At 68.6% G+C, this 13,683-nt stretch carries 18 protein-coding genes; 8 read left to right on the top strand and 10 right to left on the bottom strand.

Going from position 1 to position 13,683, the window contains the following annotated elements; translation table 11 throughout:
• Positions 1-97 precede the first annotated feature (97 nt).
• The 7 genes from AC07WJ_RS28375 (at position 98) to AC07WJ_RS28345 (ending at position 5,840) form a co-directional block, all read left to right on the top strand.
• Positions 98-622 (top strand): SixA phosphatase family protein, encoded by a 525-nt coding sequence (locus tag AC07WJ_RS28375; protein WP_494938056.1) that lies wholly within the window; start codon positions 98-100, stop codon positions 620-622.
• A gap of 1 nt (position 623) precedes the next feature.
• Positions 624-2,063 carry a YcjX family GTP-binding protein gene (locus AC07WJ_RS28370; RefSeq protein WP_494938055.1) on the top strand — a complete coding sequence of 480 codons (1,440 nt, stop codon included), beginning with the start codon at positions 624-626 and terminating at the stop codon, positions 2,061-2,063.
• A complete protein-coding gene (locus AC07WJ_RS28365; protein WP_494938054.1) occupies positions 2,060-3,070 on the top strand; it encodes a YcjF family protein in 1,011 nt (336 codons plus the stop codon). Before AC07WJ_RS28370 ends, AC07WJ_RS28365 begins: the two co-directional genes overlap by 4 nt.
• Positions 3,071-3,184: 114 nt before the next feature.
• On the top strand, positions 3,185-3,619 hold the full coding sequence (locus tag AC07WJ_RS28360) for a universal stress protein (protein WP_494938053.1): 435 nt from the start codon (positions 3,185-3,187) through the stop codon (positions 3,617-3,619).
• 31 nt (positions 3,620-3,650) lie between these two features.
• Positions 3,651-4,826 (top strand): enolase C-terminal domain-like protein, encoded by a 1,176-nt coding sequence (locus AC07WJ_RS28355; RefSeq protein ID WP_494938052.1) that lies wholly within the window; start codon positions 3,651-3,653, stop codon positions 4,824-4,826.
• Positions 4,823-5,284, top strand: coding sequence for a VOC family protein (locus AC07WJ_RS28350; RefSeq protein ID WP_494938051.1), 462 nt, complete (start codon positions 4,823-4,825; stop codon positions 5,282-5,284). The genes AC07WJ_RS28355 and AC07WJ_RS28350 overlap by 4 nt, the downstream gene beginning before the upstream one ends.
• A gap of 13 nt (positions 5,285-5,297) precedes the next feature.
• Positions 5,298-5,840: a putative glycolipid-binding domain-containing protein gene (locus AC07WJ_RS28345; protein ID WP_494938050.1), complete on the top strand. Its 543-nt coding sequence runs from the start codon at positions 5,298-5,300 to the stop codon at positions 5,838-5,840.
• A 30-nt stretch (positions 5,841-5,870) separates the two neighbouring features.
• Here AC07WJ_RS28345 and AC07WJ_RS28340 read toward each other — a convergent pair whose 3' ends face one another.
• The 4 genes from AC07WJ_RS28340 to AC07WJ_RS28325 form a co-directional block, all read right to left on the bottom strand.
• Positions 5,871-6,485: a hypothetical protein gene (locus AC07WJ_RS28340; protein ID WP_494938049.1), complete on the bottom strand. Its 615-nt coding sequence runs from the start codon at positions 6,483-6,485 to the stop codon at positions 5,871-5,873.
• 348 nt (positions 6,486-6,833) lie between these two features.
• Positions 6,834-8,009, bottom strand: a complete 1,176-nt coding sequence (locus tag AC07WJ_RS28335; protein WP_494938048.1) for a vWA domain-containing protein — start codon at positions 8,007-8,009, stop codon at positions 6,834-6,836.
• Positions 8,010-8,080: 71 nt separating this feature from the next.
• Entirely contained in the window at positions 8,081-8,320 is a 240-nt protein-coding gene (locus AC07WJ_RS28330) for a helix-turn-helix domain-containing protein (RefSeq protein ID WP_494938047.1), read from the bottom strand.
• Positions 8,320-8,895, bottom strand: coding sequence for a hypothetical protein (locus AC07WJ_RS28325; RefSeq protein ID WP_494938046.1), 576 nt, complete (start codon positions 8,893-8,895; stop codon positions 8,320-8,322). Before AC07WJ_RS28325 ends, AC07WJ_RS28330 begins: the two co-directional genes overlap by 1 nt.
• A gap of 74 nt (positions 8,896-8,969) precedes the next feature.
• On the opposite strand from AC07WJ_RS28325, the gene AC07WJ_RS28320 reads away from it, so the two are divergent.
• Positions 8,970-9,653 carry a hypothetical protein gene (locus AC07WJ_RS28320; RefSeq protein ID WP_494938045.1) on the top strand — a complete coding sequence of 228 codons (684 nt, stop codon included), beginning with the start codon at positions 8,970-8,972 and terminating at the stop codon, positions 9,651-9,653.
• Between the two features lie 80 nt (positions 9,654-9,733).
• On the opposite strand, the gene AC07WJ_RS28315 is transcribed toward AC07WJ_RS28320, so the two are convergent.
• The 6 genes from AC07WJ_RS28315 to AC07WJ_RS28290 all read right to left on the bottom strand — a co-directional run bounded on the left by AC07WJ_RS28315 (position 9,734) and on the right by AC07WJ_RS28290 (position 13,501).
• The gene (locus AC07WJ_RS28315; RefSeq protein ID WP_494938044.1) at positions 9,734-9,919 is read right to left on the bottom strand and encodes a hypothetical protein; all 186 of its coding nucleotides are present in this window, start codon (positions 9,917-9,919) and stop codon (positions 9,734-9,736) included.
• The gene (locus AC07WJ_RS28310; RefSeq protein WP_494938043.1) at positions 9,916-10,107 is read right to left on the bottom strand and encodes a hypothetical protein; all 192 of its coding nucleotides are present in this window, start codon (positions 10,105-10,107) and stop codon (positions 9,916-9,918) included. Before AC07WJ_RS28310 ends, AC07WJ_RS28315 begins: the two co-directional genes overlap by 4 nt.
• 68 nt (positions 10,108-10,175) lie before the next feature.
• On the bottom strand, positions 10,176-11,438 hold the full coding sequence (locus tag AC07WJ_RS28305) for an RNA polymerase sigma factor (protein ID WP_494938042.1): 1,263 nt from the start codon (positions 11,436-11,438) through the stop codon (positions 10,176-10,178).
• Positions 11,435-11,791, bottom strand: a complete 357-nt coding sequence (locus tag AC07WJ_RS28300) for a YciI family protein (RefSeq protein ID WP_494938041.1) — start codon at positions 11,789-11,791, stop codon at positions 11,435-11,437. The genes AC07WJ_RS28305 and AC07WJ_RS28300 overlap by 4 nt, the downstream gene beginning before the upstream one ends.
• A 289-nt stretch (positions 11,792-12,080) precedes the next feature.
• Entirely contained in the window at positions 12,081-12,629 is a 549-nt protein-coding gene (locus tag AC07WJ_RS28295) for a hypothetical protein (protein WP_494938040.1), read from the bottom strand.
• 23 nt (positions 12,630-12,652) lie between these two features.
• Positions 12,653-13,501 (bottom strand): AAA family ATPase, encoded by an 849-nt coding sequence (locus AC07WJ_RS28290; protein ID WP_494938039.1) that lies wholly within the window; start codon positions 13,499-13,501, stop codon positions 12,653-12,655.
• Positions 13,502-13,683: the final 182 nt, after the last annotated feature.

Here is a 13,683-nt window from a genome sequence, read left to right as displayed (position 1 = left end):
TGCCGACTTGATATCCGCCTCCCTCTCTCCCGCGACACAGCGCCGCTTGTTTCGGCCGGCCCGATCGCGCACATATCGGGCCACTCGCGAGGGCCCCATGCACCGGCTGATCCTGTTGCGTCACGCCAAGTCGGATTGGCCGGAAGGCGTGGCCGACCACGAACGTCCGCTCAACGGCCGCGGCCGCCGCGCCGCGCCGCTGATGGGGGAGGCGATGGCGGAGCGCGGCTATGTGCCCGAGCGCGCGCTGGTCTCCAGCGCCAAGCGCACCCAGGAGACCTGGGCTCTGGCACGGGCGGCGGCTCCGCTGCTGCCGGCGGGCCTGGAGGAGGCGCGGCTCTATCACGCCTCCGTCGGCATGCTGATGGCGGTGATCGGCAAGGCCTCCGAGAAGACGCAAAGCCTGGCGCTGGTCGGCCATAATCCCGGCATGGAGGCGCTCGCCGCCGGCCTGGTCGCCGAAGGGCCGCCGGCCCAGTGGCGCCGGCTCTCGGCGAAATATCCGACCGGCGCGCTGGCGGTGATCGATTGCGACATCGCGCGCTGGCGCGACATCCGGCCGAAATGCGGCCGGCTCGTCGCCTTCCTGACGCCGCGCGATCTTGACGGCGAGGCCGAATGAGATGGTCTGGACCGGCATTCTGAACGAGTCCCGGCTCGCCGCCCGCTCGATCGCCGCCTATGCCACCGACTGGGTCAACCCGACCTTGCGGCTCGGGGTCACCGGCCTGTCGCGCTCGGGCAAGACCGTGTTCATCACCGCCCTGGTCCACGGCCTCCTGACCGCCTCGCGCTGGCCCGTGTTCGACGCGCAGGCGCAGGGTCGCATCGCCCGGGTCAGGCTCGAGCCGCAGCCCGATGACGGCATTCAGCGCTTCGCCTATGAAGACCACCTGGCCAGCCTCACCGGGCCGGAACGGATCTGGCCCGAGGGCACCAGGCGGATCAGCGAGATCCGGCTCGCCATCGACTTCGCCTCGAATTCCGGGCTGATGCGCGGCACCGAGAAGACGTTGACCCTCGACATCGTCGACTATCCCGGGGAGTGGCTGCTCGACCTGCCTTTGCTCGCCCAATCCTATGGCGAATGGTCGCGCCGCAGCCTGGAGGCGGCCGGCAATGCGCCGCGCAAGGATCTGTCCGGGCCCTGGCGCGCGGCGCTGGCGGAGGCAGACCCGTTCGGCCGCGCCGACGAAATGACCGCGCGCCGGCTTGCCGATCTGTTCACCGCCTATCTCAAGGCCTGCCGCGACGAGCGGGTGTCGCTGTCGACCTTGCCGCCCGGGCGTTTCCTGCTGCCCGGCGAAATGGAGGGGTCGCCGGCGCTGACCTTCGCGCCGATGGAGCTGGGCGGCCGCGAACCGCCCGGCGACAGCCTGGCGGCGCTGATGGAGCGGCGCTTCGAGAGCTACAAGCGGCTGGTGGTCATGCCGTTCTACGCCAATCATTTCGCCACTCTCGACCGGCAGATCGTGCTGGTCGACGCGCTCGCCGCGCTCAATGCCGGGCCGCCGGCGCTGGCCGACCTGGAACTGGCGCTCGCCGACGTGCTCACCGCATTCCGTCCGGGCCGCAACTCCTTCGTCTCGGCGATCCTGGCGCGGCGCATCGACAAGATCCTGTTCGCCGCGACCAAGGCCGACCATTTGCACCAGACGAGCCACGACCGGCTGGAGGCGCTGCTCGGCCGGCTCACCGAGCGGGCGATCAAGCGCGCCGAATTCGCCGGCGCCAAGGTCGATGCGATCGCGCTGGCGTCGCTGCGCGCCACCCGCGAGACCACGGTCAACCGGCGCGGCGAGGCGCTCGCCTGTATCGTCGGCACGCCCTTGCCCGGTGAGACCGCGGGCGCGGAGACCTTCGACGGCCAGTCGGAGATCGCGGTGTTTCCCGGCGAATTGCCGGCCGATCCGGCGGTGCTGTTCACCGGCCCGCAAGCCTTCGACGGCGCCGACTACCGGTTCGTGCGGTTCCGGCCGCCGCCGGTCGACCCCACCAGACCCTTGCCGCATATCCGCCTCGACCGTGCGGTCGAGTTCCTGTTTGGAGACCGGCTGACATGAGCATCGCTCCGAAGAAGCCGGCGGCCTTCCGGCTCGACCAGGCCGATGTCGAGATCGCGGCGCCCTCGGATGCGCCGGTGCCGGACCGGTCCGGCCCGGCCGTCGAAGCGATTATCCCGCCACCGGCGGCACCGCCACCGACCAGCCGCTGGGTCAAGCTGTTCTGGACCGGCCTCGGGGCGCTCCTGTCGCTCGCCTTCGGCCTGGCGGTGTCGCGGCTGATCGACGACCTCTATGCCCGGGCCGCCTGGCTCGGCTGGGTCGGGGTCGCCGCGCTCGCGCTGTTCCTGGGGGCGGGCCTCGTCCTGCTCGTCCGCGAACTGGTGTCGCTGCGCCGGCTCGCCCGGTTCGACCGCCTGCGCGAGCGGGCGGAGGAAGCGCTCGCGGCCAAGGACGACCGGGCCTGCGCTCAGGTCGCCGACGACCTGGTGGCGGCCTTGTCGGCCAATCCACGCACCGCACGCGGCCGGACCCTGTTCGGCGAGGCCATTCTCGGCGGCATTATCGACGGGCCGCAGCGCCTGCGGATCGTCGAGCGCGAGATCCTCGAGCCGCTCGACCGCGAGGCGACCCGGATGGTCGCCGAAACCGCCCGCCGCGTCTCGGTCGTCACCGCCGTCAGCCCGCGCGCCGCGGTCGACCTCGCGGTGGTGTTCGGTTCGGCGATCCAATTGGTGCGCCGGCTCGCCGAACTCTATGGCGGCCGTCCCGGCACCTTCGGCATGTTCAAGCTGACCCGCCATGTGATGACCCATATGGCGCTGACCGGCGGCATGGCGGCCGGCGACACCGTGCTCGACCAGATCCTGGGCGCCGGCCTCGCTTCCAAGCTCTCGGCCAAGCTCGGCGAGGGCGTGCTCAACGGCCTCCTGACCGCGCGGCTTGGTGTCACAGCCATCGCGGTGACGCGGCCGCTTCCCTATATACAAGCTCCACGGCCGGATCTGCGCGATCTCGCCGGCGATGCGCTGACCTTCTCGGCGAGCAAGGCGGAGAGGGAACGTTAAGGCGGTTCGGCGGTTTGATCGGCGGTGGCTCCCGTGGGAGCATGGGTACCAGAGGATGTATCGCGGGCAGCGTCCGTGGGCGCAGGGCCCGGCCGTCAGACCGAGGAGGCCTCGATGTTCAAGACCGTGCTCTGTCCTGTCGACGTCAACGAACCCGGGCTCGAAGCGCGCGCCATCGCGACCGCCCTGCCGATGGTCAAGGCCAATGGCGGCACGCTGACTTTGCTCGCGGTGGTGCTGGATTCCCCGGTCATGGCGGCCGAATACCTGCCGCCGGATTTTCGCGAGAACCAGGTGCGCGAGGCCCAGGAGGCGCTGGTGCGCTTGGCACGCGAGACCGGCCTGCCGGAAAGCCAGGTCGACGTGAAGATCCGCCATGGCCGGCCCTATCACGAGATCCTGGAAGAGGCGCGGGCGGCCCATACCGACCTGATCGTCATGGCCTCGCACCGGCCGGGCCTGTCGACCTATCTGCTCGGCTCCAATTCGACCTATGTCGTGCGCCACGCCGCCTGCTCGGTCATGGTCATTCGCGACGAGGCGGCCTGAGCCACGGCGGCCCGGCGGGGGGCGTTCCGGAATGCGCATCGTCGAGATCAGGGAAAGGACCATTCCGGTCTCCCGCTACGCTGATCCGGCCGCGCCGTCCGGCGGCCTCACCACCAGCCTGGTCGCCGCCGTCACCGACGTCGTGCGGGCGGGCAAGCCGGTCGTCGGATATGGCTATGCCTCGGTCGGCCGGTTCGGCCAGGGTGGCCTGATCCGTGAGCGCTTCGCCCCGCGGCTGCTGGCGGCGGGCGATGCGGGGCTGGCCGACGATGTCGGCGCCAATCTCGATCCGTTCAAGGCCTGGGCGGCGATGATGGCCGGCGAGAAGCCGGGCGGCCACGGCGAGCGCTGTGTTGCCGTCGGCACGCTCGACATGGCGATCTGGGATGCGGCCGCGAAGATCGCCGGATCGCCGCTCCACCGCTTCCTGGCGGACCGGGTCGGACGAGGCCCGGAGGCCCCGGCGCGGGTGCGCGTCTATGCCGGCGGCGGCTATTATCATCCGCGGGACGACATGGCCCGCCTGTCCGAGGAGATCCGCCGGTTCGCCGATCTCGGCTACAGCCACGCCAAGATCAAGATCGGCGGCGCCGGGCTCGACCAGGACCGGCGGCGGATCGAGGTCGCGGCGCGGCAATTGGCGGACAGCGGCCATCTGGCGGTCGATGCGATGAATTCCTGTCATGCCGGCAGCGGCCTCACGACGGCGGCCATGCTGGCGCCCTTCGGCCTCTGGTGGTTCGAAGACATCTGCGACCCGCTCGACTTCGTCACGCAGTCGCAGGTCGCGGCCGCCTATCCGGGGCCGGTCGCCGCCGGCGAGGCGCTGTTCTCGCTGGCCGAGGCCAAATTGCTCGACGGGCATGGCGGGCTCCGGCGCGACCGCGACATTCTGGTGTTCGATCCGGTCCATTGCTATGGCCTGCCGGGCTATCTCGGCATCGTCGATCACCTCGCCGCGCGGGGCTGGCCGCGCCAGGCCTTCTGGCCGCATGGCGGCCACCTGTTCGGCCTGCATGTGGTCGCCGCCCTCGGCCTCGGCGGCGCCGAGGTCAATCCCCTGGCCTTCGCGCCGTTTCGCGGCCTGGCCGACAAGGCCGAGGTCGTCGATGGTCATGTGGCCCTGCCCGAAGCCCCCGGCATCGGCTTCGAGCTGCATGCCGAGGCCTGGCGGGAATTTCAGGTCCTGCTTGGAGACGCCCGATGATCGTGCCGGTCAAGAGCCTCTATGAAACCCATCTGACGGTGAGCGACCTCGACCGCTCGATCGCCTTCTATCGCGACGTGCTCGGGCTGCCGCTGGCCTATACGATCGCCCAACGCAATGTCGCCTTCTTCTGGGTGCCGAAACCCGAGACGGCCATGCTGGGGCTCTGGTCGATCGGCTCGGCGCCGCTGTCGATGCGCCTGCACATCGCCTTCTCGGTCGATGTGGGCGATGTCGAAAAATCGGTGGCGGCGCTGCGCGCCCAGGGCCTGACGCCGACCGACGGCGACAACCGGCTGATCAACGAGCCGGTGGTGCTGACCTGGATGCCGGCGGCGAGCGTCTATTTCAGCGATCCCGACGGCCATTCGCTGGAGTTCATCGCCATGCTGCCGGAGACGCCGCGTCCGGATCTCGGCCGGGTCCCGCTGTCGGAATGGCGGGCGCGGCATGGGTGAGATGGAGGGCGACATGATCAGGCGATGGCGCCGGCTGGACGAGCCGGGTCTGGAAGTCTGCCGCCTGCGGCCGGTGCATGACGGGATGCTGGTGACGGCCTCGCTCGTTCACGCCGGGGCGGCGCCCTTCGGCCTCGACTATCGCTGGCAGCTCGACGGCAACTGGCGGACGCGCAGCCTGCATATCGATCTCGCGGCCGAGGCGGTCAGGTCGCTTTCGATCGAGCGGGCCGGCGACACCGCATGGCGGGTCGACGGCGTCGCGCGGCCCGACCTGGACGGCTGCGCCGAGCTCGACCTGTCGGCCACGCCGTTCTGCAACACGCTGGCGATCAGGATGATGGCCGGCCGGAGCGGCGCGTTGACCGTCGCCTATGTCGCCGCTCCCGAACTGACGGTGACGCCGTCGCGGCAGCGCTACGAAGCCATCGGGCCGGATCGCTGGCGTTATGTCGACCTCGGTGTCGCCAAGGGGTTCGAAGCGTTGATCGCGGTCGATGGCGACGGGTTGGTATCGGGCTATGAAGGTCTGTTCGAGGCGCTGCCGGAGAGCTGATCGACGGGGTGGCCGCGGCCGGCCCGTGTGTCACGGCAAGAGGGCTGCCGGCGGATCTTGCGGGTCGATGGCCACAGGCTTGTTGCGGATCAGCCATTGGACCATCTGCCAGGCCATGTAGCCGGCGACCACCAGCACCGCGCCGGCGAGCGCCCAGGTCAGGGTCTTGACCGCCTCGATGCCGACGATCACCGCCGCGCCCGCGAGCACCAGGCTGAACAGGCCGACCAGGCCGTAGCGCCAGGCCGGCTCGCCGCCGAGGAAGCGCGCCTTGGGCGAGGCCCTGGCGATACGGGCGAGCAGTTCGCGGACGAAGGCGGCGAAGGGCTGGTCGTTGGTCTCGACCTCCATCAGGCCGCGATAGCTGAGATTGGCGAACCAGACCGATTTGCCGAGCCGCTGATTGACCTCGACCCGGAAGCGCCGGGTGTAGAGATTGGCCGGACGGTAGACGATGCGGACGTCGCCGATCTGGTGCAGCGGCATGCGGCCCTCGACCTTGCCGTCGCTCCAGGCCAGCGCGTCTGGCTCGAGCGTGAAGGTGATCTCGGCGCCCACCAGCTTCGGCCGATGACGAAAGAACGGCTGCCCCTTGGCATCGCGCCAGAGGGCATCGGCGGGGTGGGCGCTGGCGGGCTCGGTCATGGTCTGGGGTCTAGGGCGCGGGCAGGGGCGAGTCCAGCCCAGGCCGAGGTGGCCGGAGCAGTCTATGCTTTCGGGGAGAGGCTTGCAGATTCGACCTTCGCGAAACGCGCCTGAACCTCCTCCGTCATCCCCGGCCGAGCGAAGCGAGGGGAAGGGGATCCAGGGGCCGCTTCGTCCGCGCTCTCAGCGCATGCGTTCAGATGGTCTCGCGGCGTTGGAGTGGGAGCTCTGCAGCTCCTGGACCCCCTTTCCTCCCTTCGCTCGCCGGGGGTGACGTAGAAGCCTGTGGGACGGCCTGGCCAGAGTGCGGACGAAGCAGCCGCCTGGCTGCGCTCGTTTGCCTTCACCCTACCGCACCAGTTCCTTCATCGCCTTGTCGAGCCCGTGCAGGGTGAGCGGGAACATGCGCTGTTCCATGAGGTCGCGGACCATGCCGACCGAATGGGTATATTCCCAATGCTTCTGCTGGACCGGGTTGAGCCAGACCATGGAGGGATAGACCGCCGAGATGCGCTTCAGCCAGGTGACGCCGGCTTCCTCGTTGAAATGCTCGACCGAGCCGCCGGGCTGGGCGATCTCATAGGGGCTCATCGAGGCGTCGCCGACGAAGATCACCTTGTAGTCGTTGCCATATTTGTGCAGCACGTCCCAGGTCGGCACGGTCTCGTCGAAGCGCCTGGAGTTCTTCTTCCAGACTTTCTCGTAAAGGCAGTTGTGGAAATAGAAATATTCCATGTGCTTGAACTCGGCCTTGGCCGCCGAGAACAATTCCTCGCAGAGCTGGATGTGCCAGTCCATCGAGCCGCCGACGTCGAAGAAGATCAACACCTTGATGGAATTGCGCCGCTCGGGGCGCATCTGAACGTCGAGAAAGCCGTGGCGGGCGGTTTCGCGAATGGTGCCGTCCAGGTCGAGCTCGTCGGGCGAGCCGGTGCGGGCGAATTTGCGCAGGCGGCGCAGCGCGATCTTGATGTTGCGCGTGCCGAGTTCGATCGTGTCGTCGTAGTCCTTGAACTCGCGCTTGTCCCAGACCTTCACCGCCCGGAAATTGCGGTTGCCGTCCTGGCCGATGCGAATGCCTTCCGGGTTGTAGCCATAGGCGCCGAAGGGCGAGGTGCCGCCGGTGCCGATCCATTTGTTGCCGCCCTGGTGGCGGCCCTTCTGTTCGGCGAGCCGCTGCTTCAGCGTCTCCATCAGCTTGTCCCAGCCGCCCAGCGCCTCGATCTGCTTCTTTTCCTCCTCGGTCAGAAACTTCTCGGTGAGCTTGCGCAGCCACTCCTCGGGGATTTCGGCCTCGAGCCCTTCGGCAACCGTCTCCAGGCCCTTGAAGGTGGCGCCGAAGACCTTGTCGAACTTGTCGATATTGCGCTCGTCCTTCACCAGGGTGGCGCGCGACAGGTAATAGAAATCCTCGGGCGAACGCTCGATGACGTCGGCGTCCAGCGCCTCCATCAGCGTCAGATATTCCCGCACCGTGACCGGCACGCCGGCCTTTTTCAGATCGTGGAAGAAGGTGATGAACATGCGGCGAGTTTAAGCGGGGAAATGCCGGCCGTCATCCCATGCCGAAAGCCGGAGTATCTGGCGCGCCGCGCTCATTCCTTGCCGGCCAGCGCCGCGCGCGGATCGTCGGGGCCGACATATTCGAGAATGTCGCCGGGCTGGCATTCGAGCGCCATGCAGATCGCGTCGAGCGTCTCGAAACGCATGCCCTTCACCTTGCCCGATTTCAGCAGCGAGATATTGGCCTCGGTTATGCCGACACGCGCGGCGAGTTCCTTCGAGCGCATCTTGCGGCGCGCCAGCATGACATCGAGATTGACCAGGATCGGCATCAGACGAAACTCGCATTTTCCTCGGCGATTCGGGCAGCCTCGCGCAGCGTCCAGCCGATCGCGACCAGCAGGCCGCCGACGATCGCCCAGAGAATGTCGTCGAGCCCGATATTGAGGGCGATGGCCCGCTGGCCGCTGGGATTGGCGAGCGTCAGGATCAGGCTCGCCGCGGCGCGCCAGAACGGCGTCAGCAATCCCTTGATCACCAGGATCCAGCCGATCCGCCTGACCCGGACCGCGACCAGATCGCCAATGGTCACGCCATTGGCGAAGCCGGTGAAGACCGCGCGGGCCTGCAACAGCAGATAGGTCAGCAGCGCGATCGGCGGCACCGACAAGGCGATGCCGGTCAATTGCACCATGGGCGTGACCGTCACCGGCTGGCCGGCCAGGCCGAAATGCGGCGCCAGGATGGTCCGCACCAGGTGCTGGTCGGCCCAGACCCAGACCGTGCCGACCACCGCGATGGCAATGCCGGCAAGCGTCGCTCCCGACATGATGCGGGCCCAGCGCGCCCGGCGGTCGGCGGTCTTCGCGACTTCGGCGAGGTCACGGTGGTCAATGATATGCGTCACGAGATCGCTCCGTTTGACTCAATATTTTATTTCTGTAATACGATAATTAATCCCCGTCAAATCGGAAATGTTCCATGGGTCTCCCTCGCCTGTCCCCCTCCCTCGCCCTGCTGGCCTTTTCGCTGGCGCTGTCGGGCGGCATCGGCATGGCGCTGCCGCGCCTGTCGCGCGCCTTCGTGCTGATGGCGGTGTCGCTGGTCCTGTCGGGCTGCTTCGGCGTTTCGCTGTCGAGCCTGCCGCGGCTGATGCGGCTCGACTTCCTGACCATGGATTTCAGCGAGGTCAGGGCAGGCCTCCGCTTGCCGGCCGTTCTGGCCTTGCGGCCGGGCGACGCGGTGATGACCATCAAGACCAGGGCCGAGGGCCGGCCCGAAACGGCCGACCGTTTCGTGCTGGTGGAAACGACGGCGCCGGCCGAGAGGGCAGGGCTTGCCCGGGAGGCGCGGACGGGCTTCGCGCTCAGCGTCTGGCGGGTCGACCCGAGCGACGTGCCGCGGCTGACCGCGCTGCAGACCCGGATCCGCGAGTCGCGGCGCCAGGGGCCGCGCCTGAGCGGCAGCATCGAGATCCGCGTCTCCGGCGGCTGCGCCCGCTCAGCCATACCCGCCGGTCCCGTCCGGGTGTCGAGTTATCTCAAGCCGGCGCGCGAGGAAGGCTTCATCACCTTGACCGAGGATGCCGATCTGAGGGAGGCCATCCCGGTCGCCGACTGGCAAAGCCAGGTGCCGGGCTGCGCGCCGGGACAAGCCGGCCAATGAAGGGGCCCGGAGCGCCGGGCGCAAGTGTTTGCCGGCCTATACCCGGTGCTGACGTTCAGGTCCCGTGCCGGCTGATGGCTTCAGTCGCCGCCGCCGCCGCCGTCGCCACCACCGCCGCTATCGGAGGAGGACGAGCCGGTATCACTGTCGCTCGACGAGGGCGAGTCGCTGTCCGAACTGTCGCTGCTCGATCGGCCGAACACGACCGCGAGCAGCGCTGCGCCGCCGCCGATGACTGCGATGACAATGCCGAGGGTCGAGTTCATGGGCGTGGTCCTGGTCGGCGATCCCGGCTCGCCTCTGGCCTTGTCTTGAAATCAGCGCCGCCGTCGTCCGTGCCGGCGCGCTGGTCGACATAGGCGAAGAGGCCGATGAGGCAGGCGGTGATCAGGCAGATGCCGAGGGTGATGCTGTCCATGCCCGGCATGCTGGCGGGCATCTGTTTCCGCGTCATGTCGCTGGCATGTCCGGCAAAGTCGCCGCGCCGAAACAAAAGGCCGTGAGCGGCCTGTGAAATCCGGGCTAGCTGCTGCGGAGCCGGTCCCGCTGGTGCAACAGATAGTGGCGGACCGCCGGATCCGGCGTCAGCCCGATGGCCAGCGTCAAGGCCTCGTGGGCGGCGTCGTGCTGTCCGGCCGCCGCGCAGAGCTGGCCGCGGGCGGCCCAATAGGGCTGGTAGTCGGTCATGCGCCGGTCGGCCGAGAGCGGCTCGATCGCGGCCAGCGCGGCGGCCGGGCCGTCGATCTCGGCGCGTGCCATGGCGCGATTGAGCGCCACGACCGGCGAGGGCGCCAGCACGAAGAGCAGGTCGTAGAGGGCGGCGACGGCGTCACGGTTGGCGACACCGGACAGCCGCCTGGCCGCGTGGGCGGACTGGATCGCCGCCTCGATCTGATAGCGCCCGCTCGGGCCGCCGCCATTGGCCTCCGACAGCAGCTGTTCGGCCTGGTCGATCAAGCCGAGGTCCCAGAGCCCGCTATCCTGCGCGTCGAGCGGCACATAGGCGCCCTCGGCATCGCGCCGCGCCGGCCGGCGCGCCTCGGCGTGGAGCATCAGCGCCAGCATGCCCTTGGCCTCGGGTTCGCCGGGCAGCAACTGGACGACGACCCGGCCGAGCCAGATCGCCTCGCCGGCAAGCGCGGGCGTGCCGGCGTCGCCGGCATCGGCCCAGCCCTTGGCATAGGCCGCATAGACCGCCTCCAGCACGGCGTCGAGCCTGCCGGGCCATTCGTCCCTGGCCGGAATTTCGAAGGGAATGCCGGCGTCCTTGATCCGCGCCTTGGCGCGCACCAGGCGCTGGCCCATGGTCGCCGGCGGCACCAGGAAGGCGGCGGCGATGTCGGCGGCGCTCAGTCCGAGGACGGCTTGGAGGATTAGCGGGGTGCGGATCGCCGGTTCGATCGCGGGATGGGTGCAGGCGAACATCAGGGCGACGCGCCGATCCGGGATGCCGTCGGGCGCCGCCGCGGCCGCGTCGATTTCGTCAGCCATTTCCTGGGCCATGAGCTTCAGGTGCTCCATGTGGGCCGGTCCCGGCTGCGCGCGGCGCAAGGTGTCGATCCGCCGGCGCCGCGCCACGGTGAGCAGCCAGGCGGCGGGATTGGCCGGCACGCCATCGGCCGGCCATTGGCCAAGCGCTGCGGCGAAGGCTTCCGCCAGCGCATCCTCGGCACCGGCGACGTCGCCGGTGCGGGCCGCGAGGAAGGCCACCAGGCGGCCATAGCCGTCGCGCGCCGCGCGTTCGACGGCCTGGTGCGCCGCGGCGGCCTTCGCAGCCTCCGTCATGGCCTGGAATGGCTGACGATCTGCCTGATCTCGATGCTGCCCCAGGTGGCGGCCGGACAGCGCGCGGCCCATGTGCGCGCGGCATCCATGTCGGGCGCCTGGATGATGAAATAACCACCGAACTGCTCACGCGTCTCGGCATAGGGGCCGTCATGGACCTTCATTTCACCACTGTCCATGCGCACGGTGCAGGCTTGGCTCGTCGGCGCCAGCGGATGGGTGTCGACAAAGGCGCCGGCCTTTTCGAGCGCGGCCTTGTAGGCGTACATCTGGTCCATGTACTTGCCCATGTCCGCTGGCAGGATCTTGGAGCCGGCGATTTCGTCGGCGTAAAGCATCAGCAGATAGCGCATGTCGCTCGTCCTTTGCTCGATGCCGGCATCATAGTCCGGCGTCGGGATGTCGGGCGAGGCGATGTCATTTCGACAGGGCGGTGAAGAAAGCGGATGCTCGGGGACAGGGCGTTGCAGTCCGCTCGGCCCGCCATGCAGGGGATGGCCAGCCCAACCGGCCCTCGTGTGCGGCCCGGTGATCGTATCTCCCCGGGCGCCATGTTTCATCTTGCCCGGGCTTGTCCCTGATATCCACGACTTCATCCGCGTGCGGCAATCAATCCGTCATGACACACGCGGTGCCGCAGCCCTAGCTGGGCTCCCAGGCGCCGCCGGACGGCGCCCGACAGAGGCGCTGCTCGTCCAGAGTGACCGGCGGCGACGGGCCGACGAGCATATCGGCCGGTCCGCCGAACACGGTCAGGACGGCGGATACGATGCGGCAGCGGCGGTTGCCGCCGGCGGTTTCCGGATAGACCGACAGCGTGATGTCCCGGCGCAGGCCGGTGCGGCTCCGCCAATTGGTGTCGAGGCCGCGCGCGCTGGCGCCGGTGGCCTGGACCAGGGTGCGGATCTCGCCGACATCCTCGTCGGTCAGCGCCAGGATGGCCGGGCAACCCTCGGTTTCCGGCGTTTCGGTGCGGCTTATGGCGGTGACCGAGCCGCCGATGAACAGGCCGCCGCCCCCCGCGACGCTGGACTGCGTGCCGCCCGACTGGGTCAGCCGGCAGCGCGCGACCTGCCGTTCGATCGCCCAGGGCGACGCCGGCGCCTGCGGCCCGGGCGGGGTGGCTTCGGTCGCCAGCTGCGCGCAGCCGGCGAGACCGAGGACCGCGACGGCAACCACCGCCCAGCGCATCCGCCCCTCCATCATCGTCCGCATCAGCCCCGTTTGGCCAGGAAGGCCAGGCGCTCGAACAGATGCACGTCCTGCTCGTTCTTCAACAGGGCACCGTGCAGCGGCGGGATCGACTTGCGCGGATCCTTCTCGCGCAGGGTCTCCGGGCTCATGTCCTCGACCATCAAGAGCTTCAGCCAGTCGAGCAGCTCGGAGGTCGAGGGCTTCTTCTTCAGGCCGGGGACGTCGCGGACCTCGTAGAAGATGCGCAGCGCCTCTGAGACCAGCTTCTGCTTGATGCCGGGGAAATGGACCTCGACGATGCGGCCCATGGTCTCGGCATCGGGGAACTTGATATAGTGGAAGAAGCAGCGGCGCAGAAAGGCGTCCGGCAGCTCCTTCTCGTTGTTGGAGGTGATGATCACCACCGGGCGGCGCAGCGCCTTCACCGTCTCGCCGGTCTCGTAGACGAAGAATTCCATCCGATCGAGCTCCTGCAGGAGGTCGTTGGGGAATTCGATGTCGGCCTTGTCGATCTCGTCGATCAGCAGCACGGGGCGGACGTCGGCGGTGAAGCCTTCCCAGAGCTTGCCGCGCTTGATGTAGTTGGCGATGTCCTTGACCCGTTCGTCGCCGAGCTGGCTGTCGCGCAGCCGCGACACGGCATCATATTCGTAGAGGCCCTGCTGGGCCTTGGTGGTCGACTTGACGTGCCATTCGATCAGCGGCGCGCCGATCGCCTTGGCGATCTCGATGGCGAGCACGGTCTTGCCGGTGCCGGGTTCGCCCTTCACCAGGAGCGGTCGCTCCAGCGTGATCGCGGCATTGACCGCCACTTTCAGGTCGTCGGTCGCGACATAGTCGCTCGTGCCCTCGAAACGCCGGGACGCCATGGATGCTCCTTGAAACCAAAATCAGTGCCGAACGGTACAGGCCGGGCAGGGTAGGGGGCCGCGCCGGGCGCCGCAAGCACCCGGCAGAAATTGCCGGACCGGCAGCCGATCTTGCCGGGCGGCCTCGAAACAACCTTTGGTTAACCACGTAAATCGTTGAAATCGTTCGGCCGTGCCTTGGC

It is taken from the genome of Phreatobacter sp. GW821-FHT04C01 (assembly GCF_059420385.1).
This window is presented reverse-complemented; position numbering and strand designations above follow the sequence as displayed.

What these genes read in the sequence shown, in the direction of transcription:
- AC07WJ_RS28375 (WP_494938056.1), top strand. Translation starts at nt 98, where the DNA reads ATGCACCGGCTGATCCTGTTGCGTCACGCCAAGTCGGATTGGCCGGAA.
- AC07WJ_RS28370 (WP_494938055.1), top strand. Translation starts at nt 624, where the DNA reads ATGGTCTGGACCGGCATTCTGAACGAGTCCCGGCTCGCCGCCCGCTCG.
- AC07WJ_RS28365 (WP_494938054.1), top strand. Translation starts at nt 2,060, where the DNA reads ATGAGCATCGCTCCGAAGAAGCCGGCGGCCTTCCGGCTCGACCAGGCC.
- AC07WJ_RS28360 (WP_494938053.1), top strand. Translation starts at nt 3,185, where the DNA reads ATGTTCAAGACCGTGCTCTGTCCTGTCGACGTCAACGAACCCGGGCTC.
- AC07WJ_RS28355 (WP_494938052.1), top strand. Translation starts at nt 3,651, where the DNA reads ATGCGCATCGTCGAGATCAGGGAAAGGACCATTCCGGTCTCCCGCTAC.
- AC07WJ_RS28350 (WP_494938051.1), top strand. Translation starts at nt 4,823, where the DNA reads ATGATCGTGCCGGTCAAGAGCCTCTATGAAACCCATCTGACGGTGAGC.
- AC07WJ_RS28345 (WP_494938050.1), top strand. Translation starts at nt 5,298, where the DNA reads ATGATCAGGCGATGGCGCCGGCTGGACGAGCCGGGTCTGGAAGTCTGC.
- AC07WJ_RS28340 (WP_494938049.1), bottom strand. Translation starts at nt 6,485, where the DNA reads ATGACCGAGCCCGCCAGCGCCCACCCCGCCGATGCCCTCTGGCGCGAT.
- AC07WJ_RS28335 (WP_494938048.1), bottom strand. Translation starts at nt 8,009, where the DNA reads ATGTTCATCACCTTCTTCCACGATCTGAAAAAGGCCGGCGTGCCGGTC.
- AC07WJ_RS28330 (WP_494938047.1), bottom strand. Translation starts at nt 8,320, where the DNA reads ATGCCGATCCTGGTCAATCTCGATGTCATGCTGGCGCGCCGCAAGATG.
- AC07WJ_RS28320 (WP_494938045.1), top strand. Translation starts at nt 8,970, where the DNA reads ATGGGTCTCCCTCGCCTGTCCCCCTCCCTCGCCCTGCTGGCCTTTTCG.
- AC07WJ_RS28315 (WP_494938044.1), bottom strand. Translation starts at nt 9,919, where the DNA reads ATGAACTCGACCCTCGGCATTGTCATCGCAGTCATCGGCGGCGGCGCA.
- AC07WJ_RS28310 (WP_494938043.1), bottom strand. Translation starts at nt 10,107, where the DNA reads ATGACGCGGAAACAGATGCCCGCCAGCATGCCGGGCATGGACAGCATC.
- AC07WJ_RS28305 (WP_494938042.1), bottom strand. Translation starts at nt 11,438, where the DNA reads ATGACGGAGGCTGCGAAGGCCGCCGCGGCGCACCAGGCCGTCGAACGC.
- AC07WJ_RS28300 (WP_494938041.1), bottom strand. Translation starts at nt 11,791, where the DNA reads ATGCGCTATCTGCTGATGCTTTACGCCGACGAAATCGCCGGCTCCAAG.
- AC07WJ_RS28295 (WP_494938040.1), bottom strand. Translation starts at nt 12,629, where the DNA reads ATGCGCTGGGCGGTGGTTGCCGTCGCGGTCCTCGGTCTCGCCGGCTGC.
- AC07WJ_RS28290 (WP_494938039.1), bottom strand. Translation starts at nt 13,501, where the DNA reads ATGGCGTCCCGGCGTTTCGAGGGCACGAGCGACTATGTCGCGACCGAC.